The sequence below is a fragment of the Streptomyces sp. NPDC002306 genome (assembly GCF_053593435.1).
The window spans coordinates 288,760-311,341 of sequence record NZ_JBSFCK010000008.1 but is presented as its reverse complement, the minus strand read 5'-3'; the positions used below and the strand labels follow the sequence as shown (position 1 = coordinate 311,341).

Sequence of the window (22,582 nt, the reverse complement as noted above, 5' to 3'; positions counted from 1 at the left end):
TCGACCGTATGACGACGGACACCCCGGCCCGGCTCCTCCAGCTCCTGTCCCTCCTCCAGACACCCCGTGAATGGCCCGGCGGCGAGCTCGCGGACCGGCTCGGGGTCTCCCGTCGCACGGTCCGGCGGGACATCGACCGGCTGCGCGAGCTCGGCTATCCGGTGCAGGCGAGCAAGGGCACCGACGGCGGCTACCGGCTGGTCGCGGGCAAGGCGATGCCGCCGCTCGTGCTCGACGACGAGGAGGCGGTGGCGATCGCGGTGGGGCTGCGGGCGGGCGCCGGGCACGCGCTGGAGGGCGTGGACGAGGCGTCGGTGCGGGCGCTGGCCAAGCTGGAGCAGGTGCTGCCGTCCCGGCTGCGCCACCGCGTGGCCACCCTACAGGCCGCGACCACACCACTGACCAGCGGGGACGGGGCGACCATCGCGCCCGAGACGCTGACCGTCATGGCTTCGACGGTGGCCGGACACGAGCGGCTGCGGTTCGCCTACCAGGCCGCCGACGGCACCGAGTCGCGACGCGTCACGGAGCCGTACCGGCTGGTGTCGACCGGGCGCCGCTGGTACCTCGTCGCGTACGACCTCGACCGCGAGGACTGGCGGACGTTCCGGGTCGACCGGGTGCGCGAGCCGTTCCCGACCGGGGCGCGGTTCACTCCGCGCGAGCTGCCGGCGGGGAGTGCGGCGGAGTTTCTGCGGCAGTCGATCCATCGGCGGCAGGAGACGTACGCGTTCGAGGTCACCTTCGCCGCGCCGCCCGAGGTCGTGGCGGCCCGGCTGCCGGGCCGGCTCGGCGCGCCGGAGCCGTCGGCGGCGGGCGGATGCCGGGTACGGGGCACGACCGGCGATCCGGTGGAGTGGCTGGCGGTGCGGCTGGCGGGGGTGGGGTGCGAGTTCACGGTCCGCGAACCCGAGGAACTCGTCACGTACGTGAGGGAGTTGGGCGGGAGGCTGAGCAGGGCCGCGGGAGGGTGAACCTGGACCGCGGGCCGGTGGACCGCACCGGGTGGCGGCCGCCGACTACTTGACGTCCTCCCACGAAAAGCCGCGCAGCACGGTCAGGTTGCCCAGGGCCAGTGCCGCCGGGCCCTCTCCGGAGGTGGGCGCCGTGTTCCCCGCCGCCCAGACCTCGACGGCCACCCGGACCGCCGCGCTCGCGGTGGCCGCGGCGAAGCGGAGGCGGGGGGACGTGGTCAGGCGCGCGGCGACCACGCCGTCGCCCGCGGCCAGCCGTCGCGCCAAAATCTCCGTCAGCGAGCCCTCGGCGTCGTGGCACACCTCGGCCCAGACCTTCCGCAGCGCGGGGCTCGCCTCGGCCAGCCGGATCAGCGTGCGGACCCACTCCCAGGCGACCGCCGACACCCCGGCACCGGGCGTCAGCGTGTCCCGCACCGCGTGTTCGAGGGCCTGCGGCAGCGACAGTTCGGCCGGGGCGTCGCGCACGGCCTCCGCCCAGCGCTGGGCGCCCGCGGCGTAGAGCGGGGCGACGGCCTCCTCCTTGGTGGCGAAATAGCGGTAGAAGGTGCGCGGGGCGATCCCGGCGGCCTGGGCGATGTCCTCCGCCCGGGTGGCCCGCAGACCGTGGGTCACGAAGAGGCCGGCCGCCGCCCGGGCGATCTCCATCCGGGTCGCCGCCTTGCGCCGCTCGGTCAGCGACGAGGCGGGGGAAGTGGGGGAAGCGGGGCGCACAGGAGACGCGGAGCCGGGCGAAGAGGGGGAAACGGAAGGAGCGGAAGAGCCGAGAGAAGCTGGTGTGGGGGTGGGGGTGGTACTCACGCTCGGCAGGCTATGCCCATGTGGCACAATCTGCCATTCGGCGGGCCACCCCGGGGTTCAGGTACGGGGTGCCCCGCCTTCTCGGCGTGTCCGCCCCCGAGGCCTCCGCCCGGGCGGGCCCGGAAGCCCCGCCTCGACGAGAGAGAGCCGGGCTCCGGCACCCGGGGGGGGTGGGTGCCGAAGCCCGACTCTGGGAAAGTCCCGGCGCCGGGGGGGTGTGCGTCGGGACTTGGCTCAAGGACGGGTCACCCGTGTCTCACGGAACCCGAACTCCTGTGCCCCGAGGTTTTGTTCCCGGAGCTCGGTGAGTTGAAGCGGCGTTACATCGCCATGTTTGCGCGGGCTTTGGCCACCCGGCGCACGCACCCCCCGGCAGAGTGCGCCGGATGGTGCGCCGGACGGCTGAAGCCCGCACCTCGTCAGGCCGCGGCGTCGAAGCCGGTCGAGCGAGCCAGCTTCTTCAGCTCCAGCAGCGCGTGCTTCTCGATCTGGCGGATGCGCTCGCGGGTCAGGCCGTGCTCCTTGCCGACCTCGGTCAGCGTGCGCTCCCGGCCGTCCTCGATGCCGTAACGCATCTTGATGATGGAGGCCGTGCGCTGGTCGAGGCGGCCGATCAGGTCGTCGAGCTCCTCGCTGCGCAGCAGCGTGAGGACGGACTGCTCCGGCGACACGGCCGAGGTGTCCTCCAGGAGGTCGCCGAACTGGGTGTCGCCGTCCTCGTCCACCGACATGTTCAGCGAGACCGGGTCACGGGCCCAGTCGAGCACGTCGATGACGCGCGCCGGCGTCGAGCCGAGCTCGACGGCGATCTCCGCGGGCTCCGGCTCACGGCCGTGCTCACGGTTGAACTCGCGCTGCACGCGCCGGATCCGGCCCAGCTCCTCCACCAGGTGGACGGGCAGGCGGATGGTGCGGGACTGGTCGGCTATCGAGCGCGTGATCGCCTGGCGGATCCACCAGGTCGCGTACGTCGAGAACTTGAAGCCCTTGCGGTAGTCGAACTTCTCGACCGCGCGCACCAGACCGGCGTTCCCCTCCTGGATCAGATCGAGCAGGGGAAGACCGCTGCGGGGGTAGCGGCGCGCCACGGCGACGACCAGCCGGAGGTTGGATCGGATGAAGACGTCCTTGGCCCGCTCCCCGGCGGCGACCAGCACCTCGAGCTCCTCGCGGGTGGCGTCCGTGCCGGACTCCACCTCACCGTCCAGAACCTGCTGGGCGAACACGCCCGCTTCGATGGTCTGGGACAGCTCGACTTCCTTGGCGGCGTCGAGCAGCGGTGTGCGGGCGATCTCGTCGAGGTACATGCCGACCAGGTCGCGGTCGGCGATCTCGCCGCCATGGGTGCGAACACTGCCTGCCGCGTCGGCCGTCTCGCCGGTGGCGGACTTGCGACGGGCGACGGCACGGGTTGCCATGCGTGCTCCCTTGCGATGGTGGGTCAGCGGGTGGTCCATCGGACGCCTGACACCGCGCCCAGGACTCTCGCGGCTCAATCCGGACTCTGCTCGGGTGCCCGGCATCTGAAGGAAACAACGACTGGAATCAGGACAGAATTCCCACCGCGTCCCCCTATTTTTCTGATCATGCAGTACCCTGTGCCGCCACGGAGGGAGACGGATGCTGTCCGAACGTACAGAACCCCAGGTCAGGCCGGGAGTCGCAGCTGATCTCGCCGCTCTCACCGAGCTCTACAACCACTACGTACGCGAGACGCCCATCACCTTCGACACCGCCGTCTTCACTCCGGAGGAGCGCCGTCCTTGGCTGCTCTCCCACCCTGAAGACGGACCGCACCGGCTGATGGTTGCCACGGAGCCGGACCTCGGTGCGATCTCACAGGGTTCACAGGGCTCACAGGGTTTCTCGCAGAGCTCACAGGGTGCACAGGGTTCAGCGAGCGCGCGGAAGATCCTGGGGTACGCCACATCCAGCCCCCTGCGCCCCAAGGCCGCCTACTCGACGTCCGTCGAGGTCACGGTCTACGTCGCCCCGCACGCCGTCGGCCGCGGTGTCGGCACTCTCCTCTATGAGGCCCTCTTCGAGGTCCTGGCCGGCGAGGACCTGCATCGCGCCTACGCCGGCATCACCCAGCCCAACGAAGCGTCCGCGCGGCTGCACGAACGCTTCGGGTTCCGGCACCTCGGCACCTACCGGGAGGTGGGCCGCAAGTTCGGCCGGTACTGGGATGTGGCCTGGTACGAGAAGGACCTGTAGGAGCCGGCAGCTCGGGCCGGGGTCGGGTCGGTTCCGGCCGGGTCAGCCGAACTGCACCGACCGCTTCGCCATCCCCAGCCAGAACCCGTCGATCACCGACCGCTGGGTGTCCAGCTCACCGGCCACCTCCGCCGCGCCCATGGTCACGAACAGCGGGGCGAAGTGCTCGGTGCGCGGATGTGCGTACCGGCCCGCCGGGGCCTTGTGCAGGAAGTCCAGCAGGGCGTCCCAGTCGCGGGCCTCCAGGGCGTCGCGGCCCCAGTCGTCGAACTCGGACGACCAGGTGGGCACTCCCCCGCCGGTGTGCCGCAGCGCGGCGAGGTTGTGGGTGAAGAAGCCGGAGCCGACGATCAGTACGCCCTCGTCGCGCAGCGGGGCCAGCCTGCGCCCGATCTCCATGAGCCGCACCGGGTCGAGGGTCGGCAGGGAGACCTGGAGGACCGGGACGTCGGCGTCCGGGAACATCTCGACGAGGGGGACGTAGGCGCCGTGGTCCAGACCCCGGTCCGGGATGTCCTGCACGGGGGTGCCGGGGGCGCGCAGCAGTTTGCGTACGGACTCGGCGAGTTCGGGTGCGCCGGGCGCCTCGTACGTCACCTGGTAGTAGTGCTCCGGGAAGCCCCAGAAGTCGTAGACGAGCGGCACGGTCCTGGTGGCACCGAGGGCGAGCGGGGCCTCCTCCCAGTGGGCGGAGACCATCAGGATCGCCCGGGGGCGCGGCAGGTCCGCGGACCAGGCGGCGAGCTGCCCGGGCCAGACCGGGTCGTCCGCGAGCGGCGGGGCACCGTGGCTGAGATAGAGGGTGGGCATGCGCTCCTGGGCGGCGGCTGACATGGCGGCGGCTCCCTCGGGTGGGCCGGGCGGCGGACTGGGCGGTTCGCAGTGCGGGCGGTAGCAAACGGTGCGGCGATGGGCGACCAAATGCTTGAACTCTAAAGCTAATGACGCACACCCTACGCCCCGTTTGTTTAACCTTCAAGAAGAGTGCTCGTACAGTGGCCCCATGAACCCGGCATCCTCGTCGCCCGCTGAAGAACCGCACTGGCTCACCTCCGAGGAGCAGCGCGTCTGGCGCTCCTACCTCCACGCCACCACGCTGCTGGAGGACCATCTCGACCGCCAGCTCCAGCGGGACGCGGGCATGCCGCACATCTACTACGGCCTGATCGTCGCGCTCGCCGAGGCCCCGCGGCACCGGCTGCGGATGACCGAGCTGGCCATGAAGGCGAAGATCACCCGCTCCCGCCTGTCCCACGCGATCGCCCGCCTGGAGAAGAACGGCTGGGTCCGCCGCGAGGACTGCGCCTCCGACAAGCGGGGCCAGTTCGCGGTGCTCACGGACAACGGCTTCGAGGTGCTGCGGCGCAACGCGCCGGGCCATGTGGCGGCCGTACGGCAGGCGCTCTTCGACCGGCTGACCCCGGAACAGCAGAAGTCCCTCGGCGAGATCATGCAGATCATCGCCGAGGGACTTCAGCCGAACGAAGCGGGTGCGGACCTGCCCTGGCTGCGCTGAACCCACGGCTCACGCGGCCGGGCGAGGCCGAAAGGCCTCCCGGAGGCCGCCCGAAGGCGGCCTCCGGGACATCGTCCGTACGAGGCGTCCCCTTCCTCGTACGGACGCGGAGCCCGAAGGGGTGGTGCGACGGGACGGGCGCCTTCGGCCGGCGCCCACCGCCGTCAGTGGACGATCACCCGTGTCAGCGGGTGACCACCCGTCCCGGTGGACCGTCTCGACGGACCGGCCCGGCGGACCGAGCCGACGGACCGTCTCCGTGGACCGGACCGCCTCAGTGGGCGATCACCGGCACCGGCACCTCGTCCTCGGCGCCCTTGCCGGAGCCCGAGCCGCGCACCGCGCCCATGTCCGGGCGGCCGGCGTTGACCAGCGTGAAGGCGATGGCCGAGGCCACGACCAGGATGGCGACGGCGAACCATATGGCACTGGTGTAGCCGTGGACCAGCGACTCCAGCTGGACCAGCTGCTGCTGCGGCTTGCCGGCGGCGGAACCGATGTGGTCCTTGACGTAGGACGCGGTGGCCGAGGCGGCGATCGTGTTCAGCAGCGCCGTACCGATCGCGCCGCCGACCTGCTGGGAGGTGTTGACCATCGCCGAGGCGACACCCGCGTCACGCGGCTCGACACCCTGGGTGGCGAGGGACATGGCCGGCATGAACGCCGAACCCATGCCGAGGCCGAGCAGCAGCTGCGCCGGCAGCAGCAGGCCCGCGTACGAGGAGCCGACCTCCATCTGGGTCAGCAGCAGCATGCCGACCGCGGCGGTCAGGAAGCCGGGGCCCATGAGCAGCCGCGGCGCGACGCGGGTCATCAGACGGGCGCCGATCTGCGTGGAGCCCGTGATCATGCCGACGATCATCGGCAGGAAGGCGAAGCCGGTCTTGACCGGCGAGAAGCCCTTCACGACCTGGAGGTAGTAGGTCAGGAAGAGGAACAGGCCGAACATCGCGATGATCGCGAGGCCGAGCGAGAGGTACACGCCACCGCGGTTGCGGTCGGTGATCACGCGCAGGGGCAGCAGCGGAGCCTTGACCTTGGACTCGACGAACACGAAGGACGCGAGCAGCACCACCGAGGCGACGAACAGGCCGATCGTCGTCGCGTCGCTCCAGCCGTTCGACTCGGCGCGGGTGAAGCCGTAGACGAGGGAGACCAGGCCCAGGGTGGACAGGACGACACCCGGGATGTCGAGCGGCGAGCGGTTGCGGCCGCCGGCCGGCTCACGGATGACGAAGTACGCGCCGGCGGCGGCGACCACCGCGAACGGGATGTTCACGAAGAACGTCCAGCGCCAGTCCAGGTACTCGGTGAGGAAGCCGCCGAGGATCAGGCCGACGGCGCCGCCGCCACCGGCGATCGCGCCGTAGATGCCGAACGCCTTGGCACGCTCCTTGGCGTCCGTGAACGTCACGGCGAGGAGCGAGAGGGCGGCCGGGGCGAGCAGCGCGCCGAAGGCACCCTGCAGGGCGCGGGCGCCGAGCAGCATGGCCTCGCCCTGGGCGGCACCGCCGACGGCGGACGCGGCGGCGAAGCCGATCAGGCCGGTCACGAAGGTGCGCTTACGGCCCCAGATGTCGGCGATACGGCCGCCGAAGAGCAGCAGACCGCCGAAGGCGAGCGCGTAGGCGGTGATGACCCACTGGCGGTTGCCGTCGGATATGCCCAGGTCCTGCTGGGCGGAGGGCAGCGCGATGTTCACGATGGTCGCGTCGAGGACGACCATCAGCTGGGCGAGCGCGATGAAGACCAGCGCTTTCCAGCGGTTGGCGTGTGCGTCGGTCGCGTCAGGGACGCGCCGGGCTGTTTCAGACATGGATGTACCCACTTCGGGACTTTGTGACGGAAAAGGCAATATAAGCCGCTAAAAAAGCAGCAAAAAGGGACGGGCCGCCCGCACTGCTGTTCAGACGGTCTTCGGATGAACACTCTGGAGACGGGTGGGGCGCGCGGAACTCATCGCCGCCCGCGCCCGAATCGAATCGTCCTTGACTCGACTCGGCTCACCCTCGGCTCAAGCCATCTCGGCTCGAGCCGTGTCGACTCAAGTCGTCTCTACTCACGTCATGTCGACACGCACGTCGCGTCGACTCACGTCGCCGCGACTCACGTCGTGCCGACTCGAGTCATCTCGGCTCGAGCGGAATCGGTGTGATGGAGGTGATGGGACATCGGTGGTGGGACATCGGAATCGCTCAGACCTGACGCAGGTCCTCCATGGTCACGGGGGAACCGGGCAGGACGGATCGGGCCGGAGCCCTCAGGCCGTCCAGGAACAGTTGCAGATGGCGGTGTACGAAGCGGTCGATGCTGAGGCACCCCGTACCGGCCGGGGGCCGGCTGAGCTGGGCCACGGCGACCATCAGGTCACCGACACCCACGTCGGGGCGAAGCTGTCCGGCCGCCTTGGCGCGGTCCATGACCTCCCCGATGACCCCCTCGGCGCGCCCGCGTACGGCCTCCAGGTCGGGATGGTGCTCGTCGAAGGTGCTGGAGAACATCGGGCACAGCGCGCTGATCCGTTCGTCGGCGGCCGCGTGCACGAAGTGCTCCAGCGCCGCGAACGCGTCGCCGGTCTCGGCGAGCGCCACCTCACCGGCCCGCACCGTGCGCTCCATGACCGAGCAGACGACCTCGCGGGCGAGGGCGTCACGGTCCGGGAAGTTGCGGTACAGCGTGGCGTTGCCGACTCCCGCCCGGCGGGCGATCTCGTCGAGCGGCACATCCGGGCCGAACTCGACGAACATCTCCCGGGCGGCCGTGACGATCCGCTCCCGGTTACGCAGGGCGTCGGCGCGGGGCCGGGTCGGCTTGCGCTGCACGGGGGGCGCGGTCGCGGTCTGCACGGCGTACTCCACGAGTAGGGGGGATTGCGATCCGGGGATCCTCTCCCCGTTTCGCTCGGACACCAGGCTAAACGGGGAAACGATCCCCGGTTATTTCCCACCCCCGGGAACTTCTCATGTGACCTGAGTCACATATACCCGACCCCTCACCCCTTCCTCCCGCCCGATGTGACCGGAGTCACACCTCTATGCCCCACCTACTGGCGGGAAACCCACGAACGGCCCCTCCAGCGCGCGCCCGACCGACCTCCGACACAGGGTGATCGCAGGGGTGCAGCCTGGATCCGGCGGCTGCCTGGAGCGAAAGGCCCGTGCATGGAGCCGCAGCCGACCTGCCGTCGGATACGCCCGCGCCGTGTGGCCGCCCTCGCGTCCGTGTCCGTCCTGACCTTCGCGGTCAGCACCTCGGCCGGCACCGGGCACCTCATCCCGTCCGCAACGGCGGGAGCGGGCCCGATCGCCCCGGCCCGCGTCTCCGCCGCCCTCAGCCCCTGCATGATCAGCGGCGACAAGGCCATCCAGATGTCGGAGGGCGTGCCCACCACCGCCGGCTACTCCCGCTCCACCGGCACCGTCCACGCCCTGACCCTGATGGTCGACTTCTCCGACGCGCCGGGCCGCGGCAGCGCACTGGACCGCTTCCACGAGTTCTTCCCGCAGACCCAGGAATGGTTCCACGCCAGTTCCTACGGCCGCCTCGACTACCACCCCGAGACGCCCATCACCCACTGGCTGCGCATGCCCAAACCGTTCAAGGCGTACGGCATAGAGCGCGGCGCGCCCTTCGACCCCGGCTATCGCGACCTGGTCCAGGACATCGTCGCCGCCGCCGACCCCAAGGTCGACTTCCGCTCGTACGACCTCCTGAACGTGCTGGTCACCCCGAACGCCGGCCCCTCCGCCCTGGACACCGTGCTGTCCGTGACCTTCGCCGGCAACAAGGAGGCGCCCATCGCGGACGGCGTCCCGGTGGCCAACACCTCCTTCGTCTACTCCCGCCAGGACGACGGCTCCGGCTCCTACGACCGCACCGGCTATCGCGTCCTGCCCCACGAGAACGGCCATGTCTTCGGCCTGCCCGACCTCTACACCCAGGAGGGCGGGGGCGCGGTCGGCCACTGGGACATCATGAGCGAGGACTGGGGGGCCAACAACGACCTGCTCGGCTGGCACAAGTGGAAGCTGGGCTGGCTCGACGCCTCGCAGGTCAGCTGCGCCGAGCGCAAGGGCACGAGCGAGTACGTGCTGACCCCGCTGGCCCGCACCGGCGGCTCGAAGCTCGTCTTCGTCCCGCTCAGCGGACGTAGCGGCTACGCCCTCGAACTGCGCACCCGCGAGGGCAACGACGAGACGGTCTGCCGGCCGGGGGTGCTGATCTACAAGGTCGACGCGGGGGTCGACACCGGCATGGGACCGGTCAGGGTCTACGACTCCCGGCAGGACACCGGCGGCTGCACCCGCAGCCCGAACGTCCACGCGGAACTCTCCGACGCCCCCTTCATCCCCGGCGAGGTCTTCAAGGACCCCAAGCAGGGCATCAGGGTCGACGTGGCGAGCGCGGACCTGTCGGGGAACTACCGGGTACGGGTGACCCGGCAGTAGACGTGCGGCGGAACCGTACCGAGCTGCGCTCGCTCACTCCCGTTCCCGCTCTCCCGCTCTCTCTCGCTCTCTCCCGTGCTCCCGCACCGTGAACGGCCCGGGGCCACCGTGGGCCTGCCGCGACCGCCGTACCGGAGAACCCATGCCCCTGCCCGCGAACCTCAGGCCCGAGGCCCCTTCGCCCACCGTGCCCGGTGAGGCCGTGGCCCCCCTGCTGCGCGGGATCGCGGTGCTGAGGCGGCTGACGGAAGCGGCGGACGGAACGCTGAGCCCGAGCGACCTGGAACGCGCACGGGCCTCGCGCGCGCCACGATCGACCGGATCACGGCCACGCTCGCGCGCATGGGGTACGTGCGCCTCGACGACCGGAACGCGGTCCTCGCCCCCGCGTGATGGAACTCGGCAACGCCTACCTGGCCGCGTCGCGTCTGCCCGCCCTCCTCGACGCCCGCGCCGACGCCCTGGCCGACGTCCTGGACGAGTCCGTCTCGCTGGCGGTGGCCGACCGCGACGGCATCCGCTTCATCCACCAGGCCACCCGCCGCCGCGCGATGTCCCTGAGCTTCCGCATCGGCGACCTGCTCCCGGCCGAACGCGCCGCGCCGGGCGCGCTGTTCGCGACGGAGTGGAGCGCGGCGGACTGGTGGCACTGGCGCGAACGCCGGGAGTCGGACCCGGAGAACCGCGCCTTCGCGGCCGTACCACCACACCGTCCCGTCCCCTCCTCCCCCGACGACTTCGAGCGGCGCGCCGCCCGGGCCCGCGCGGCCGGCTGGTCCCTGGACGACCAGCTGATCGAACCGGGCCGCTTCACCCACGTCCCCCCGACCTGACCCCCACACCCCAGGGACCAGATCCGGTACGCTGACGCCTGTGGCCTTACCCGGCCACGCACGCCTTCGTAGCTCAGGGGATAGAGCACCGCTCTCCTAAAGCGGGTGTCGCAGGTTCGAATCCTGCCGGGGGCACAGGCCGAAGGGCCAGCTCAGGAGGGTTTACCTCCCAGGCTGGCCCTTCAGCGTTTCAGGGGTCGTGCCACAGGCGTGCCACTACGCCCACATCCCTGCTCTGGGCACCCCGCCCACGCACGGGCAGGCAGTCGGACAACAGGTTGCCCGCCGCGACTCACTCCGAGTGCCGGATGCTCTGCAGCAGGCCGCCGGACCCATCATCGAGCAGCCAAAATGACCAGCCATTACGGTTCGGGTTCACGTCCAGCTTGTAGTAGGCCACCACCGCTCGCGCGGCCCCAGTCGGCGTCTTGAAGCTTTGCCCGGCAAGCGGCCCCGATGTGATGTCGATCCGCTTCGTGTCCCGGTCATAGCTGCCGCGAGTCCGATGGCCTTCATAGTCGACGTACACGCCGACCTTCCGCTCCTTCTCCGCGTCCCCCTTGCTCGCAGAGGGAGGCACGCTTGCGCTCCTCACGAGCCGAGCAACAACCTCGCCAGCAGTGGTACTGCCCATGCGCGCCGCGAACTCGATGCCCTTCACAGTTCAAGCGCTGCTACCGCTGTTCGGGTCTCGCCCTCGCCGAGCCGACGGCTGCTCCCCCACCACGGATCATGGCTCCGAGCCGATCGGCGATCGCCCGGTCACGGTCGCTGGTCATGTGCTGATAGATCAGCGCGGCGCGAGATCTGCTGTGGCCCATGCGGGTCATCAACTCACGGGTGCTGGCGCCAGCGGTCGAGGCCAGGGTGTTGCCGGTGTGGCGGAGATCGTGGAAGTGCAGCTCTGCTGTGATACCTGCCGCCTTCCTTGCCATCACCCAGTCGTCGCGGAAGTTGCTCCGCCGAAGCCGACCGCCCCGCGGGCCGACGAAGACGTGTCCGTCGCGGCCAGGTGCGGCGAACTGTTCCAGGTGGTGTGTCACGTCACCGCGCAGCTCGGCAGGGAACGAGATGGCACGTACCCCAGCGGCGGACTTCGGTGCCTTGTCGAAGAGCCGACCATCCTGCAACTCGGCCTGAGACCGGTGGACGCTGACGGTCAACGCTTCCAAGTCAACGTCCCGACGGCGGAGGGCGGCGAGTTCACCAAACCGCAGAGTGGTGAACGCGGCCAGGAGGACGAGCAGCCGGTAGCGCGACGCGATGGAGTCGGCAACGGCGAAGACCTCGGCGACCGTGAGAACGGGCCGTTCGGGCACGTCGTAGCGGTCGGCGCCCTTGATGCGGCATGGGTTGCGCCGGATCAGCTCGTCGTCCACAGCCGTGTTCATCAGCGCCCGCAGCAGTTGATACGCCTTGACCACCGTCGGCTCACCGACATCGGCGGCGAGGAGCTTGCCGCGCCAGCCCCGCACGCGGGCAGTCGAGACATCGGCGATGGTTCCGGCGCCGAAGCTGGGCAGGATGTGTAGCCGCATGACGGACTCGGACCGCTCGCGGGTGCGGTCGGCGATCTTCCGATCCCGCAGCCATGCGGTGGCGTAGTCGGCGAAGTTGACCGTCCCGGCGTCCGGATCCGACCACCGGCCCCGCGTGATGTCGGCTTCGATCTGGGCGAGGGCGATCTGGGCTTCGGTCTTCGTCGGGTACGTCTTCTCGGCCGGGCGGAGTTGCCCGGTCTCGGGGTCTCGATACTGACTTCGGCGCTTCAAGGTGAGGCTGGGGTGTCGAGGGTGAGGCCGGTGCCGGCTATGAAGCCGTCGAGGGTGTGGGGCCGGTATTGAAGGCGTTTGAGGCGGTTGCGGACCAGGGTTTCGAGTCGGTCGAGGGCCACGACGGCGAGGTTGGCTGATGGATCGCGGCCAGCCGATGCTGGTCTTCCTGGACGACGACGAACTCCAGCAGAGCGGTTGGGTAAGGCGTTCACCAGCCTGAGTGCGAGGGCGAGGGCCTTCTCGCAGCCCGTAGGCAGAATCTGCGGAATCGCGTGCGGCATCACTACCGCGGCAACGCGGCTTCGCCTCACCCTTGGCCGCCTGCTGGGGCTGGAGCTGCGCCGCGTAGGCAGCGCAAAGCGCATGACCTTGGGCAACGCCGGGGAAGTCTCCCCCCTCAGTCAGTGGCTGGCGAACAATGCGCGAGTGCGCCAGCTCCAGTACGACAACGCCCCTGGCTGGGCTCGCGAGCCGTCGCCCTTCCGCCGGTTCCTCACTTGTCGTGGGCTCGGCGGTCGGATGCCGGCCGAGAGGGAGGGGCGTGAGTGAGTCCGGCTTCAGGACGTCCCGCTCACCAGTCGCCGCCCGGACGTCGTCGTGTACCGCGCGGACACGATCGACATCACCCCCACCCGCCCTGAGCACGTGCTGTTGGTCGCGGAGGTGGTGTCGCCCGGTTCGGAGACCACCGACCGGATCGTGAAGGTCGATCAGTACGCCAAGGCAGGCATCGGCTTCTACTGGCGGATCGAGCAGGCCGCGACAGGCGTTCCTCTCGTGTACACGTACGTTCTCGACCCCGCGACGAAGGCCTACCGGGACGGAGACGTGTTCACCGACGTCCTCAAGGTACTGGCCCCGTTCCCGGTGGAGATCAACCTCGGGCAGGTCTGACCAGGCGCTACCCGGCAGCCGACAGCGCGTGAGCCATGTGTGAACGGACGGCCCGGCACAGGGCGGCGTGAGCCAGGGATCGTGCCACAGGCGTGCCGCTACGCCCACATCCCCGCCCTGGGCGAGCCGCCCGCGCATGGGCGGGGAGTCATGCGACGGTTGCCCGCGGCGGACTCACTCCGAGTGCCGGATGGTCTACGGCAGCCCGCCGACGCGGCCCCGGTCGGCGTCTTGAAGCTTTGTCGTCCCCTCGTGAGCGCGCTTGCGGACCGTTGCGTCTTCTGTGGCGGTCGCAGGGTGGCTTGTGACAGGAGGGCGTCGATGTCCGTCCGTTCCTAACGTCCCTCGACAGGCGAAGCCTGCGGATGCTCGCTCGGCGTTGTCGGCCTGGCGCCGCGGCAGCGGGAGGGTGGAGCCGTGGCCGTGTGCCGCAGCCAGCGGGCCTCGGTTTCACGGCCGTTCGGCAGGGTGTGGCGTGGCGGCCCGTCGTCCGCGACAAAGCCGACGTTCGCCAGCGTCCGCGCACTCGCGGTGTTCGCCGACTCGTGTCCTGCCCGCACCGTCTGAAGCCCCAGGTGGGCATGGCCAAGGAGTACGGCGGCTCCGAACAGCTCCGATCCGAGCCCCCGACCACGAGCGTGGGGCGCCAGCCATCCGCCGATCTGCCCGGTGCCGGCGTCCAGACTCGCGGCCCCGGCGTATCTGCCGTCGTCCACGCTCACAGCGATCAGCAACTCCCCCTGGTCCGAACGTGGTTCGAAAGCGCCGGCCACCAGGCGCCGGGCCACCGGGGACGGAAGACGGGAGTCGGGGTCACCGGGACGCAGTTGGAGCACGGCCTCGCGGACGTGCGCGCTCATGATGCCTTCGTCCCACCCGAGCCAACGCTGGGCCTCAGGGTCCGAGGCGGCGGCCAAAGCCGCCGTGACGTCCTGCGTGGTCTCCGGGGTGTAGAGCAGGAGACGCTCAGTGCGCAGGGTATGTCGCCGATGCCCGCATACTCCGGGCAGCGGAAGCCTGGGCCTCGGCCGCCCGCGGCGCAGTCGTGACCAGACCATGTGTCCCCCTCGGAGAACTCGCAGCCAATTCGGCCAGGTTCGACGTCGGCCGGAGTCTACTTGCGCCCGACGCGGGCAGCTGACCCAAGGAAGACGCCATGGGCTTGCCCGGACGTTGTCCTCGGCTGTTCCATGATCCCCATGGCGCAGCGATCTTTCCTAGGCGGGCTCAGGCGACGGCTCAGCCCGCATCCCACTGACATGCCACGAACGGCCTGGCAGAAACTCAACAGAGCCAAAACGGACTCCGGCTGGCCGCTGCTGGCGCTCAATCTCTCCATGTCCGGCCTTCTTACCGCGATCTTTATATCCTGGGCGCTCTCCGCCCAGTTGCTCTCGACCCTCCTTTGGTGGTTGAGCTTCGGCTTCCTCCTTGATTTTCTGCGGACCGGGCACGTAATGGTGTGCGTCGCCAGAGGCCAGGCCGGGCAACTCGCACCAGACGCCTCCGGGAATTCGCCCGGCGCCGGCGGGCATTGAGGCAGACACACCCGAGGCCCGCACACGGCCGGGAGGCCGTACGGCACTCGAACGGCGGGAGTCGCCACGGCTGTCCGGCCGGCCGGACGAGGGCGCTCCTCGACCGCCACCCGGTTGTCGTACGCGGTGCCGACCCGCTCGGGGCCGATGCGGGTGATGTCGCGGAAGCGGTTTCGTTGTTCGCTCGCCCGAGGAGTGCGAGGGCGTGTAGACAGATGGCATGTCACGAGGAACACGGGGGCTGATCGCCTTCGGCGGGATCGCGTTGATACTTGGGCTCGCGACCGCGGCGGGCCGGTGGTGGGCCGGCGAATCCTGGAACACAGTGATCACCATGTGCTGCTTCTCGATGCTGGTCCTCCTGGCCGTCGCGGGAACCGAGCGAGTGCGCCGGAAGAGATAGCGCCTCCTGTCGGGATCCCGCCCATAGGGGTAGGCGGCAACAGTTTCGGCCGTGAGCGTCGGAACACCGGGGTGAGCGCACGCGACCGAGCGGGCGACGCTCGGCCCCCTCCTGAAGGACACGGTCGGCCGGGCCGGTCGGCAAACGGCACCGGCGGGCCATCGCGGCACCGTGGGCGGGGCGACCGTGCAGCGGCTCCTGCAACCGGTCATGGTCGACGGCCACTCCGGCGGCAACGGCCGTCGGCGAAGACTGCCGATGCCCGGCAGTGACCTCGGCGGCCCACAGCGGCCACCCTCTCCGTACCGGCAACTCGATCACGGAGGCACCCACCCATGAGACCGACGCGCGCCGCCCTGCTTGTCGTGGCCACCGCTCTGACGCCGGCCCTGCTGTTCACCGCCCCGGCGTTCGCCACCGCCTCACCGGCCACGTCGACGACCGTGACGGCCACGTCCGAGACTCCCGTCGACGAGACTCCCGTGGACGAGATGTCGGACGACGACCTCCGTGTCGCGGTCTTCCGCATCCTGGGGGACGAGAACTCCGGCAGGGCGGTGATCCGGGAGGCCACCAAGGCCCTCGACGCCGATACCCCGGAAGCGTTGCGCGCTTTCCTCGCGACCGGTTTCCGGCTCGCGCGGGCCGAGGACGACCGTGTCGCGGTGTTCCGCATCCTGGCCGACCCGACCATCAGCGACGGCCTCCGCGCGGCCGCCGAGAAGGTCGTCGACGGTACCCCGGAGGAACTGCGGTACTTCCTGGAAGTCGGGCGGTACGAGGTGGCCGGGTAGAGCCAGCGCCGAGGCCGGCGCTTCCGGGCCGCCCCGCCGGCGGTGACCACAACCAGGTGACCGCCGGCCGGCGCGTACGACGGCTTCTGGAAAGCCGACCGGAGCGAGGGTCAGGAGCGCGTCGGCTCGGGAACCTCGGCGGATGGGTCAGTGGGGCAGGCAGCCGAACCAGTTCACCGTGCCGTGCTCGGACGTGTAGCCCATGCACCTGACGGTCCTGTCGTGCAGGGTCTCGGTCCGGCTGATGCCTCCGTCCAGATACGACGTCTTGTAATAGGGCTGTACGAGGGTGTCGATCCGGACGATGTACCAGGGGCGCTTGTTGTCCGGCAGGTCGCAGCTATGGCCGGTCATGTTGCGGCTGGGGTCGTTGATCCACACGGGCCGTACGACGCGGTCGCAGTGGGCTCGGCCGGCGGCCTGGGCGGTGCCGGCACCGGTGCCGAGCAGGGCCGTGGCGCCCGTGACCACCGCGGCGGTGGCGCCGAGCAGACGCTTGAGGGTGAAGTTCATCGATGGGTCCTCCTGCCGGATGCGGTGACGGCCGGGAGTCGCCTTGTCACCGTGGTGCGATAGTTACACTTATCCGGCATGTCCGGCTCGCCGGTCGACGGCGCATACCCCCGACCCGGTGACCTCGGTGACACCAATGCAGCAGACCGCGGCCCTACCCCGACCCACCTTGAGCAGGCCGCCGGCGACCCCCACATGACGACTCGTCGGCCGGCCTCGCAGGGCCCCGATCGAGCGCCTCCCCGGGGCGCGAAGGGCATGAAGGGTGCGAGGGGTGCGAGGGGTGCGGACCGAGGCTCCGGACGGCGGACAGCAAGCCGCGACTCCCTCGTACGGCCTCGAACTGGGCTCCTGGCCAAGTCGGTTGAGTCCGCCCGTAAGCTGCGGTGCATGGTGACTGCGACGGTCCGTGAGTGGCGCGATGAGGAGGGGTGGGGTGTGCTCGACTCCCCCGAGACTCCCGGCGGCTGCTTCGGCCACTACTCCGACATCCAGATGGCCGGGTTCCGCACCCTGGAGCCCGGACAACTGGTGGACCTCACGTGGGAAGCCCCTGGCTTCAAGCAGGACGGCTACGACTACCGCGCGGTGAGCATCGCGCCTCGGCCTGCCTGATCCCTGACCCCTGGCCCCTAAACCCCGGTGTCGGCTTCCGGCGGTCAAGGCTGGCCGACGGGAAGGGCGGCTACGACAGAGGCCCACGGCGTCCGAGTCGGTCGGAGCCGTGGGCCTGTTGTTCTGTCTCTCCGGTAAGAGAAAGGGCCGACCGGTTCCAGCTACCGCGTTCAGGCGGCGAGGGACACCTCGGTGCCCGGCGCGATACCCGCGTAGGCGTCGACGACCCGGTTGAGCTCGCGCTGCATGTACCAGGTGTGGAGGCCGAAGACGAACGCGAACAGCACGCTCGCGACGGGGCTGCACGTCACCGGCAGACCGGCCGCGCGCTGGGCGTTCGCTATGGCCCGTCCGGTGTTGCGGTACGAGATCAGCGGGGCGATCAGGGTCCAGCCCAGGAAGATCAGGACCAGCGTGCTGCCCGCGGGGCTGAGCGGCCGACGGCGGTCGAACTCCCCCAGCTCCCTGTGGATCTTGTAGTACCAGACGAAGGAGTAGATCCCCAGGGTGATGAGCGGCAGGCCGAGCCACACCGCGATGGACCCGCGGCGCTTCATGGCCAGACCGGTCAGACGGACGGCGGCGGGGGCGCCGGCGTCGGTGGGCTCAACGCCTGCGGCCGGGGCCGGGACGGTCTGACCGGGCTCGACGGTGGACTTGATGTCGTCCATTGATGTGCTCCATTTGCGGGGACTGATCTCAGCCGGAGCAGCATGGCAGGTGGGGAAGAGGGCGTGTAGATGGTGAGAGGTTCAATGAAGGTTCGTCACGGGATTGTGATCAAGCCTGGCCGGAAGGCATCTCGACAGCACGGCCCGAAGCGTGAACGCCCCACCCCGGCTCACCGAGGTTCACGGCCCGGCCATCCCCGTACTGTGGCCCCGCGACCCCATGCACCGAGGCCGGCCCCGACTTCCCTCGTCGGTGCCGGCCTCGGTGGATGACGGTGTCAGTGGGCGTGGTCCATGTCGGCCTCTCTGTGCATTCCCGTGCACAGGGCCCAGACGACGAGGACGTTGATGACCACCAGCGTCAGGGCCCACAGGGGGTAGTACGGCAGCCACAGGAAGTTGGCGAGCGCGCCCAGGCCGGCCACCATCACGCCGAAGTAGCGTGCCCAGAAAGCGCCGTTGAGGACCGCGGCACCGGCCAGGACCAGGACGATGCCCAGGATGAGGTGGATCCAGCCCCAGCCCGCCAGGCTGAACTCGAACGCGTAGTGACGCGTCCTGACGAACACGCTGTCCCGGGCGATGGCGGCGATTCCCTCGAAGATCGCCATCGCGCCGCCGAAAATCATCATCGCGGACGCGAAGACGGTGGTACCGGATGCGGGTCCATGCCACGGATGCGGGTGGGCGCCACTGGTCGTCATGTCGGCCTCCTCGGATGGCGGGGCCACCGTGAACCGGGGTTCTCAGTGGCGGACCATCGCGCACGTCAGTTTCTTGCCGTCGGACGTCTTCACGGTGAACTTGCCTCCGCTGAGGCCGCCCAGGTCGAACCTGCCCGACTTGTCGGTGTAGACGGTGCCCGAGGTGGTCCCCGAGTAGGCCACCTGCTTACCGCCGGGAAGCCCCTCGCCCCACAGGTGGTACCTGCCGTCCGACTCCGCCTCCACATGACACGCGGCGCGGGTCGTGGCGTCGGGCACGGTGGCGGTCGTGGCGTGTGCGGCCATCGCGGGGCCCACCGCCGACGCGGGGGTCACCAGGAGCGCGAGTGCTGCGAGGCGACGAGTCCGATGCATCGTTCCACCTGCCTTGAGATATCGGGTTCCCCCATATTCCTTACGATCTCCCGTATTTACTCCTTATCGATTTTATCGCCCCCTTTGTCTCACGGCATCTCGCCCTTGTCCGCCGCCACTTCGCCGCAGCCCCCTGGCGGATGAACGGGGCGGCGGCGAAGGGGCGAAGGGGCACTCCCTCGGCGGGAGTGCCCCTTCAGGGGAGGTGGGTTCCCCGTCTAGCCGGGAGTAGCGAAGACCTGGACCGCGCGGTCGCCGGACACTCCGACACCGGTGTCGGTGAAGGAGCACTTCAGCATGTCCGACTTGTGTGCGGGGCTGTTCAGCCAGCCGTCGACGTGGGCCTTGGAGGAGTCGTAGCCCGGACCGGAGACGTTCTCGCCCCAGGCGCTCCACTTGTAGCCGACCTTGTCGATGCGTTGCTGCACGCCGGAGCCGTCGGAGCCGGTGTGACCGGTCAGGTTGTTCTTCGCCATGTCCTCGGCGTGCTCCTGAGCGATCTTGTTGAGTTCGGGGTTCGACTTCAGGGCCGAACAACCGGCCTTCTCGCGCTCCGCGTTGACCAGGGACAGGATTTCGCCCGCGGAGGACTGTTGTACGACAGAGGGGACCGAGGGAACGGTCACGGTGGCGGCGCCGGCGGTTGCTGCACCGCCGAACGCCAGCAAGGGAGTCGCGCAGGCGGCTACGGTGATCTGGCGAATGCGACGTGTTCTCATGAGCATGACATCCTCTTCGTCGTCCGGCAGGGATGCTTTCGACAGAGCGCCCTCCCCCACGGCCCTTTCTCCCCCGCCCCACGCCGTGCACCTGTCTTCGATCACTCTCGTCCTCCATCGTGGACGCATTGGGCCATTCGTGCACCCCGAGGGCGCTCACCTGCAGAAATGCGTGGTTGGGGGATGTGTTCTAGCGTCGAAATGATCGACCTGTGGCGCGCTGTCGCCCCCCGCGCGCACCGCGCGTCATACGAACCGCGAAGCATGAGAGAGCAGGTGCGTTCCTATGCGTCCGTCAGCTCGTATCCCCAGCGTTCTCGCCGGTCTGGCCCTCGCCCTGGGCGGTGTCGCCCTGGGCGCTCCGGCGGCCCACGCCGACATCGAGTCCTGTCAGTCCCACGTCCAGGAAAACGGCGGCGAGGTCACCGACGCCGTACGCATGGCCTGTTACGTCGGGCTGGTGGGAGACCGCAGCGGCTGCGTCGACCGGCTGTCCGACGTCGGCGTGGCCACCACGACCGCGTTCGAGGCCTGCCGACAGGCCCCGGCCGTGTCCAACGGCTAGCACGCTCCGGCCACGTCCGGCGGCCGGTCGCACGGGTCCGGAGGCGAAGCACCCCTCGGAGCGAGAATCCGGCGTGTCTGCCGACCGTCCGGGCGGCGTCGGGGCAGGGTGAGGGGGCCAGGTCGGGCGCACGGGACGTCGTACGCGACAGACCGGACCCAGCCGGTCCCGTCACCGCCGTGTCACAGGTGTTCGACCTGGAGAACCCCACACCCACCCACTCTGTCTCTGTCTGCATCGGCGGCGCCGACTTCGGTCGGCGCCCGGTGCGTTGACGACTTCGGGGGACAACATGCAGTTCAGCAATGGCACACGCGGCACCACGATGGCACTGGTCGCGGCCTCGGCGGCACTCATGCTGGCCGGGTGCCAGTCCGGCGACGGCGAAGCGGACGCGGTCGCGTCCTCGCCGACCCGTACCCCGAGCGCCTCCGCGTCGCGTTCCGGTTCGCCGGACTCGGCCGCTTCGGCCTCGTCGGCCGCGGACGGCGCGTCGGGGGCACCGGCGGCGAGCCTCTCCGCCGGATCAGGACCGGCCGGCAGCGCGGCGACGGCCTGCGCGGCAGCCGACCTGAAGGTGGCCGCGCGCCAGGCCGCCGAACGCCCCAAGGGCACGGGAACCGGAGCGGCGGTCATCCAGTTCACCAACACCTCCGACCGGTCGTGCGACCTCACGGGTCATCCGACGGTGGCCGGAGCGGCCAACGGTTCTCCGCAGAAGAACTCCCCGCTGGCCGTGGCGCGGACCGGATCGGCTTCCTCCGTGCATGTGGCCCCGGGCGGCAGCGCCTGGGTGAAGCTGACCTTCGTGCAGGTCCAGGGCGAGGCCGACGGCTACTGCGCGTCCGGCTCGGACCCCGTGGTGTACCCCACGCTCGTGATCGGCCTGCCGGGCTCGGGTGCGCACCAGGTCGCCCTCGACGACGGCCAGTTCGCCGAGTGCGAGAACAAGGTGACGGCCACCGCGGTGACGTCCGCCGAGCCTTCCTGACCGGGTCGGCGAGTGGGCGCGGCCGGTGGTTCCGGCGGCGCCGGTGGTACTGACGGTGGCCGCGAGCGCCGTCAATGAAGCGGTTTCTGCCCGCGCGGTATGCGGCTTCCGGGATGCTGAGCGACACGGACACCGTCCCTTTTTCCGGGACGACGTGGACACCCCACCTCCCCTTGCCACACGTCTGCTTACCGCGCTGGGCCGACGAAAGGACCGCTGTCATGGCCGCACCGCTGTCCGCCGCGAAGACACTCGCCGCGCTGAAGACCGAAGGCCTCACCGTGCACCAGCACGCCGGCTGGACGGGCCACAACCGTGACTCGGCGACGGGCAAGGCCTTCGGGCCCGTGATCGGCGTACTGATCCACCACACCGCCGGGCACGGCGACAAGGAACTCTGCTACCGGGGCAGACCGGATCTCCCCGGGCCGCTCTGCCACAGCTGGCTCGGCAAGACCGACGGACTGTGGATGATCGGCCACGGCCGCGCCAACCACGCCGGATCCGTCGACCTCGACGTGCTCGACGCGCTGCGGGCGGAGACCCGGCTTCCGCACGACGACCAGGCCAACGCCGACGGCAACGACTGCCTGTACGGGCTGGAGATCGAGAACCTCGGCAACGGCAAGGACCCCTACCCGGACGCGCAGTACCAGCAGGCCGTGCTCTGGGCCGCTGCCCTGTGCCGGGCGCACGGCTGGTCCGAGAAGTCCGTCGCCGGGCACAAGGAGGTCCAGCCCGGGAAGATCGACCCGAGTTTCGACATGGACGACTTCCGGGCCGACGTGCGCAAGCGGCTCGCGGCGGTGTCCACGAAGCCCGGGCCGGTCAAGCCCACCCCGACCAAGCCCGGCACGGGCACGGCGTCCAAGCCGCGCGTCGACCTGTCCCGCCTGGTCACGGCAGCGAAGACCGACCCCGGGGCCAAGCAGGGGCATGTCACCTACATGGCCGGTACGAACCTCACCGAAGCGGCGCTGGTCAAGCTGGGGTACCTCGCCCAGGCCTTCGCGGGCGACGGCTCCTTCGGGTCCACGACCGTCGCGGCCTACGCCAAGTGGCAGCGCCACCTCGGCTACACCGGCACCGACGCCAACGGCATCCCCGGCAAGGTCTCCCTCGGCAAACTCGGCGAGCAGAGCCACCTGTTCACCGTCGTCGCCTGAGCCGGACCGCATACCTCACATCTTGCTCAGAAAACCCACGGAAGCCGACCTTCCGCACCCCCGCACCCCC

Annotated in this window: 22 protein-coding genes, 1 tRNA gene and 4 pseudogenes; 13 read left to right on the top strand and 14 right to left on the bottom strand. The window is 70.1% G+C overall.

Going from position 1 to position 22,582, the window contains the following annotated elements:
* Nucleotides 1–8 precede the first annotated feature (8 nt).
* Nucleotides 9–974, top strand: coding sequence for a helix-turn-helix transcriptional regulator (locus tag ACWCQK_RS19055; protein WP_451156316.1), 966 nt, complete (start codon nucleotides 9–11; stop codon nucleotides 972–974).
* Nucleotides 975–1,019: 45 nt separating this feature from the next.
* Here ACWCQK_RS19055 and ACWCQK_RS19050 read toward each other — a convergent pair whose 3' ends face one another.
* Nucleotides 1,020–1,622, bottom strand: a complete 603-nt coding sequence (locus ACWCQK_RS19050; RefSeq protein ID WP_451156371.1) for a TetR/AcrR family transcriptional regulator — start codon at nucleotides 1,620–1,622, stop codon at nucleotides 1,020–1,022.
* 572 nt (nucleotides 1,623–2,194) lie between these two features.
* Nucleotides 2,195–3,193: a sigma-70 family RNA polymerase sigma factor gene (locus ACWCQK_RS19045; protein WP_451156315.1), complete on the bottom strand. Its 999-nt coding sequence runs from the start codon at nucleotides 3,191–3,193 to the stop codon at nucleotides 2,195–2,197.
* A gap of 202 nt (nucleotides 3,194–3,395) precedes the next feature.
* Between ACWCQK_RS19045 and ACWCQK_RS19040 the strand changes: the two genes are divergently transcribed.
* Entirely contained in the window at nucleotides 3,396–3,992 is a 597-nt protein-coding gene (locus tag ACWCQK_RS19040; RefSeq protein WP_451156314.1) for an N-acetyltransferase family protein, read from the top strand.
* A 42-nt stretch (nucleotides 3,993–4,034) separates the two neighbouring features.
* Here the strand turns inward: ACWCQK_RS19040 and ACWCQK_RS19035 are convergent, their stop codons facing one another.
* Nucleotides 4,035–4,826, bottom strand: coding sequence for a dioxygenase family protein (locus ACWCQK_RS19035; RefSeq protein ID WP_451156313.1), 792 nt, complete (start codon nucleotides 4,824–4,826; stop codon nucleotides 4,035–4,037).
* 169 nt (nucleotides 4,827–4,995) lie between these two features.
* Between ACWCQK_RS19035 and ACWCQK_RS19030 the strand changes: the two genes are divergently transcribed.
* Nucleotides 4,996–5,508 (top strand): MarR family winged helix-turn-helix transcriptional regulator, encoded by a 513-nt coding sequence (locus tag ACWCQK_RS19030; RefSeq protein ID WP_451156312.1) that lies wholly within the window; start codon nucleotides 4,996–4,998, stop codon nucleotides 5,506–5,508.
* Between the two features lie 274 nt (nucleotides 5,509–5,782).
* Here the strand turns inward: ACWCQK_RS19030 and ACWCQK_RS19025 are convergent, their stop codons facing one another.
* Nucleotides 5,783–7,324, bottom strand: coding sequence for an MFS transporter (locus ACWCQK_RS19025; protein WP_451156311.1), 1,542 nt, complete (start codon nucleotides 7,322–7,324; stop codon nucleotides 5,783–5,785).
* A gap of 379 nt (nucleotides 7,325–7,703) precedes the next feature.
* Entirely contained in the window at nucleotides 7,704–8,354 is a 651-nt protein-coding gene (locus tag ACWCQK_RS19020) for a TetR/AcrR family transcriptional regulator (protein WP_451156310.1), read from the bottom strand.
* Nucleotides 8,355–8,669: 315 nt separating this feature from the next.
* Here ACWCQK_RS19020 and ACWCQK_RS19015 point away from each other — a divergent pair, with 315 nt between their 5' ends.
* The 3 genes and pseudogenes from ACWCQK_RS19015 (at nucleotide 8,670) to ACWCQK_RS19005 (ending at nucleotide 10,924) form a co-directional block, all read left to right on the top strand.
* The gene (locus tag ACWCQK_RS19015) at nucleotides 8,670–9,956 is read left to right on the top strand and encodes a M6 family metalloprotease domain-containing protein (protein WP_451156309.1); all 1,287 of its coding nucleotides are present in this window, start codon (nucleotides 8,670–8,672) and stop codon (nucleotides 9,954–9,956) included.
* A gap of 142 nt (nucleotides 9,957–10,098) precedes the next feature.
* Nucleotides 10,099–10,762 (top strand): annotated as a pseudogene (locus tag ACWCQK_RS19010) (helix-turn-helix domain-containing protein); the annotation flags it as partial.
* Nucleotides 10,763–10,851: 89 nt separating this feature from the next.
* Nucleotides 10,852–10,924 (top strand) — tRNA-Arg (locus ACWCQK_RS19005).
* A gap of 157 nt (nucleotides 10,925–11,081) precedes the next feature.
* Here ACWCQK_RS19005 and ACWCQK_RS19000 read toward each other — a convergent pair.
* The 3 genes and pseudogenes from ACWCQK_RS19000 to ACWCQK_RS18990 all read right to left on the bottom strand — a co-directional run.
* The gene (locus ACWCQK_RS19000; RefSeq protein ID WP_451156308.1) at nucleotides 11,082–11,450 is read right to left on the bottom strand and encodes a hypothetical protein; all 369 of its coding nucleotides are present in this window, start codon (nucleotides 11,448–11,450) and stop codon (nucleotides 11,082–11,084) included.
* Nucleotides 11,451–11,463: 13 nt separating this feature from the next.
* Nucleotides 11,464–12,546, bottom strand: a pseudogene (locus ACWCQK_RS18995) (tyrosine-type recombinase/integrase); the annotation flags it as partial.
* An 11-nt stretch (nucleotides 12,547–12,557) separates the two neighbouring features.
* Nucleotides 12,558–12,698, bottom strand: a pseudogene (locus ACWCQK_RS18990) (IS630 family transposase); the annotation flags it as partial.
* A gap of 415 nt (nucleotides 12,699–13,113) precedes the next feature.
* Here ACWCQK_RS18990 and ACWCQK_RS18985 point away from each other — a divergent pair.
* A pseudogene (locus ACWCQK_RS18985) lies at nucleotides 13,114–13,458 on the top strand (Uma2 family endonuclease); the annotation flags it as partial.
* A 335-nt stretch (nucleotides 13,459–13,793) separates the two neighbouring features.
* Here the strand turns inward: ACWCQK_RS18985 and ACWCQK_RS18980 are convergent.
* Complete coding sequence (locus ACWCQK_RS18980; RefSeq protein ID WP_451156307.1) at nucleotides 13,794–14,516, bottom strand: GNAT family N-acetyltransferase; 723 nt, start codon at nucleotides 14,514–14,516, stop codon at nucleotides 13,794–13,796.
* 141 nt (nucleotides 14,517–14,657) lie between these two features.
* Here ACWCQK_RS18980 and ACWCQK_RS18975 point away from each other — a divergent pair, with 141 nt between their 5' ends.
* Together ACWCQK_RS18975 and ACWCQK_RS18970 are read left to right on the top strand one after the other, a co-directional pair.
* Entirely contained in the window at nucleotides 14,658–14,996 is a 339-nt protein-coding gene (locus tag ACWCQK_RS18975; RefSeq protein WP_451156306.1) for a hypothetical protein, read from the top strand.
* Between the two features lie 738 nt (nucleotides 14,997–15,734).
* A complete protein-coding gene (locus ACWCQK_RS18970) occupies nucleotides 15,735–16,193 on the top strand; it encodes an ALF repeat-containing protein (protein WP_451156305.1) in 459 nt (152 codons plus the stop codon).
* Nucleotides 16,194–16,340: 147 nt separating this feature from the next.
* On the opposite strand, the gene ACWCQK_RS18965 is transcribed toward ACWCQK_RS18970, so the two are convergent.
* The gene (locus ACWCQK_RS18965; RefSeq protein WP_451156304.1) at nucleotides 16,341–16,706 is read right to left on the bottom strand and encodes a hypothetical protein; all 366 of its coding nucleotides are present in this window, start codon (nucleotides 16,704–16,706) and stop codon (nucleotides 16,341–16,343) included.
* A gap of 390 nt (nucleotides 16,707–17,096) precedes the next feature.
* Here ACWCQK_RS18965 and ACWCQK_RS18960 point away from each other — a divergent pair, with 390 nt between their 5' ends.
* A complete protein-coding gene (locus tag ACWCQK_RS18960; protein WP_451156303.1) occupies nucleotides 17,097–17,321 on the top strand; it encodes a cold-shock protein in 225 nt (74 codons plus the stop codon).
* A gap of 170 nt (nucleotides 17,322–17,491) precedes the next feature.
* Here ACWCQK_RS18960 and ACWCQK_RS18955 read toward each other — a convergent pair whose 3' ends face one another.
* The 4 genes from ACWCQK_RS18955 to ACWCQK_RS18940 form a co-directional block, all read right to left on the bottom strand.
* Entirely contained in the window at nucleotides 17,492–17,992 is a 501-nt protein-coding gene (locus ACWCQK_RS18955) for a DUF4234 domain-containing protein (protein WP_451156302.1), read from the bottom strand.
* Nucleotides 17,993–18,270: 278 nt separating this feature from the next.
* On the bottom strand, nucleotides 18,271–18,696 hold the full coding sequence (locus ACWCQK_RS18950; protein ID WP_451156301.1) for a DUF7144 family membrane protein: 426 nt from the start codon (nucleotides 18,694–18,696) through the stop codon (nucleotides 18,271–18,273).
* Between the two features lie 42 nt (nucleotides 18,697–18,738).
* Nucleotides 18,739–19,071, bottom strand: a complete 333-nt coding sequence (locus ACWCQK_RS18945) for a hypothetical protein (protein WP_451156300.1) — start codon at nucleotides 19,069–19,071, stop codon at nucleotides 18,739–18,741.
* A gap of 218 nt (nucleotides 19,072–19,289) precedes the next feature.
* A complete protein-coding gene (locus tag ACWCQK_RS18940) occupies nucleotides 19,290–19,790 on the bottom strand; it encodes a CAP domain-containing protein (RefSeq protein ID WP_451156299.1) in 501 nt (166 codons plus the stop codon).
* A 286-nt stretch (nucleotides 19,791–20,076) separates the two neighbouring features.
* Between ACWCQK_RS18940 and ACWCQK_RS18935 the strand changes: the two genes are divergently transcribed.
* The 3 genes from ACWCQK_RS18935 to ACWCQK_RS18925 all read left to right on the top strand — a co-directional run bounded on the left by ACWCQK_RS18935 (nucleotide 20,077) and on the right by ACWCQK_RS18925 (nucleotide 22,512).
* Nucleotides 20,077–20,355, top strand: coding sequence for a hypothetical protein (locus ACWCQK_RS18935; protein WP_451156298.1), 279 nt, complete (start codon nucleotides 20,077–20,079; stop codon nucleotides 20,353–20,355).
* A 292-nt stretch (nucleotides 20,356–20,647) separates the two neighbouring features.
* Entirely contained in the window at nucleotides 20,648–21,346 is a 699-nt protein-coding gene (locus ACWCQK_RS18930) for a DUF4232 domain-containing protein (RefSeq protein WP_451156297.1), read from the top strand.
* Nucleotides 21,347–21,567: 221 nt separating this feature from the next.
* Nucleotides 21,568–22,512, top strand: a complete 945-nt coding sequence (locus tag ACWCQK_RS18925) for an N-acetylmuramoyl-L-alanine amidase (protein ID WP_451156296.1) — start codon at nucleotides 21,568–21,570, stop codon at nucleotides 22,510–22,512.
* The last annotated feature ends 70 nt before the right edge of the window (nucleotides 22,513–22,582 follow it).

Coding starts and splice junctions, on each gene's coding strand:
- ACWCQK_RS18930 (WP_451156297.1), top strand. CDS start 20,648: ATGCAGTTCAGCAATGGCACACGCGGCACCACGATGGCACTGGTCGCG.
- ACWCQK_RS18960 (WP_451156303.1), top strand. CDS start 17,097: ATGGTGACTGCGACGGTCCGTGAGTGGCGCGATGAGGAGGGGTGGGGT.
- ACWCQK_RS18950 (WP_451156301.1), bottom strand. CDS start 18,696: ATGACGACCAGTGGCGCCCACCCGCATCCGTGGCATGGACCCGCATCC.
- ACWCQK_RS18955 (WP_451156302.1), bottom strand. CDS start 17,992: ATGGACGACATCAAGTCCACCGTCGAGCCCGGTCAGACCGTCCCGGCC.
- ACWCQK_RS18940 (WP_451156299.1), bottom strand. CDS start 19,790: ATGAGAACACGTCGCATTCGCCAGATCACCGTAGCCGCCTGCGCGACT.
- ACWCQK_RS19050 (WP_451156371.1), bottom strand. CDS start 1,622: ATGGAGATCGCCCGGGCGGCGGCCGGCCTCTTCGTGACCCACGGTCTG.
- ACWCQK_RS18925 (WP_451156296.1), top strand. CDS start 21,568: ATGGCCGCACCGCTGTCCGCCGCGAAGACACTCGCCGCGCTGAAGACC.
- ACWCQK_RS18965 (WP_451156304.1), bottom strand. CDS start 16,706: ATGAACTTCACCCTCAAGCGTCTGCTCGGCGCCACCGCCGCGGTGGTC.
- ACWCQK_RS19030 (WP_451156312.1), top strand. CDS start 4,996: ATGAACCCGGCATCCTCGTCGCCCGCTGAAGAACCGCACTGGCTCACC.
- ACWCQK_RS18975 (WP_451156306.1), top strand. CDS start 14,658: ATGGCGCAGCGATCTTTCCTAGGCGGGCTCAGGCGACGGCTCAGCCCG.
- ACWCQK_RS19055 (WP_451156316.1), top strand. CDS start 9: ATGACGACGGACACCCCGGCCCGGCTCCTCCAGCTCCTGTCCCTCCTC.
- ACWCQK_RS19025 (WP_451156311.1), bottom strand. CDS start 7,324: ATGTCTGAAACAGCCCGGCGCGTCCCTGACGCGACCGACGCACACGCC.
- ACWCQK_RS19015 (WP_451156309.1), top strand. CDS start 8,670: ATGGAGCCGCAGCCGACCTGCCGTCGGATACGCCCGCGCCGTGTGGCC.
- ACWCQK_RS19040 (WP_451156314.1), top strand. CDS start 3,396: ATGCTGTCCGAACGTACAGAACCCCAGGTCAGGCCGGGAGTCGCAGCT.
- ACWCQK_RS19045 (WP_451156315.1), bottom strand. CDS start 3,193: ATGGCAACCCGTGCCGTCGCCCGTCGCAAGTCCGCCACCGGCGAGACG.
- ACWCQK_RS18970 (WP_451156305.1), top strand. CDS start 15,735: ATGAGACCGACGCGCGCCGCCCTGCTTGTCGTGGCCACCGCTCTGACG.
- ACWCQK_RS18935 (WP_451156298.1), top strand. CDS start 20,077: ATGCGTCCGTCAGCTCGTATCCCCAGCGTTCTCGCCGGTCTGGCCCTC.
- ACWCQK_RS19035 (WP_451156313.1), bottom strand. CDS start 4,826: ATGTCAGCCGCCGCCCAGGAGCGCATGCCCACCCTCTATCTCAGCCAC.
- ACWCQK_RS18980 (WP_451156307.1), bottom strand. CDS start 14,516: ATGGTCTGGTCACGACTGCGCCGCGGGCGGCCGAGGCCCAGGCTTCCG.
- ACWCQK_RS18945 (WP_451156300.1), bottom strand. CDS start 19,071: ATGCATCGGACTCGTCGCCTCGCAGCACTCGCGCTCCTGGTGACCCCC.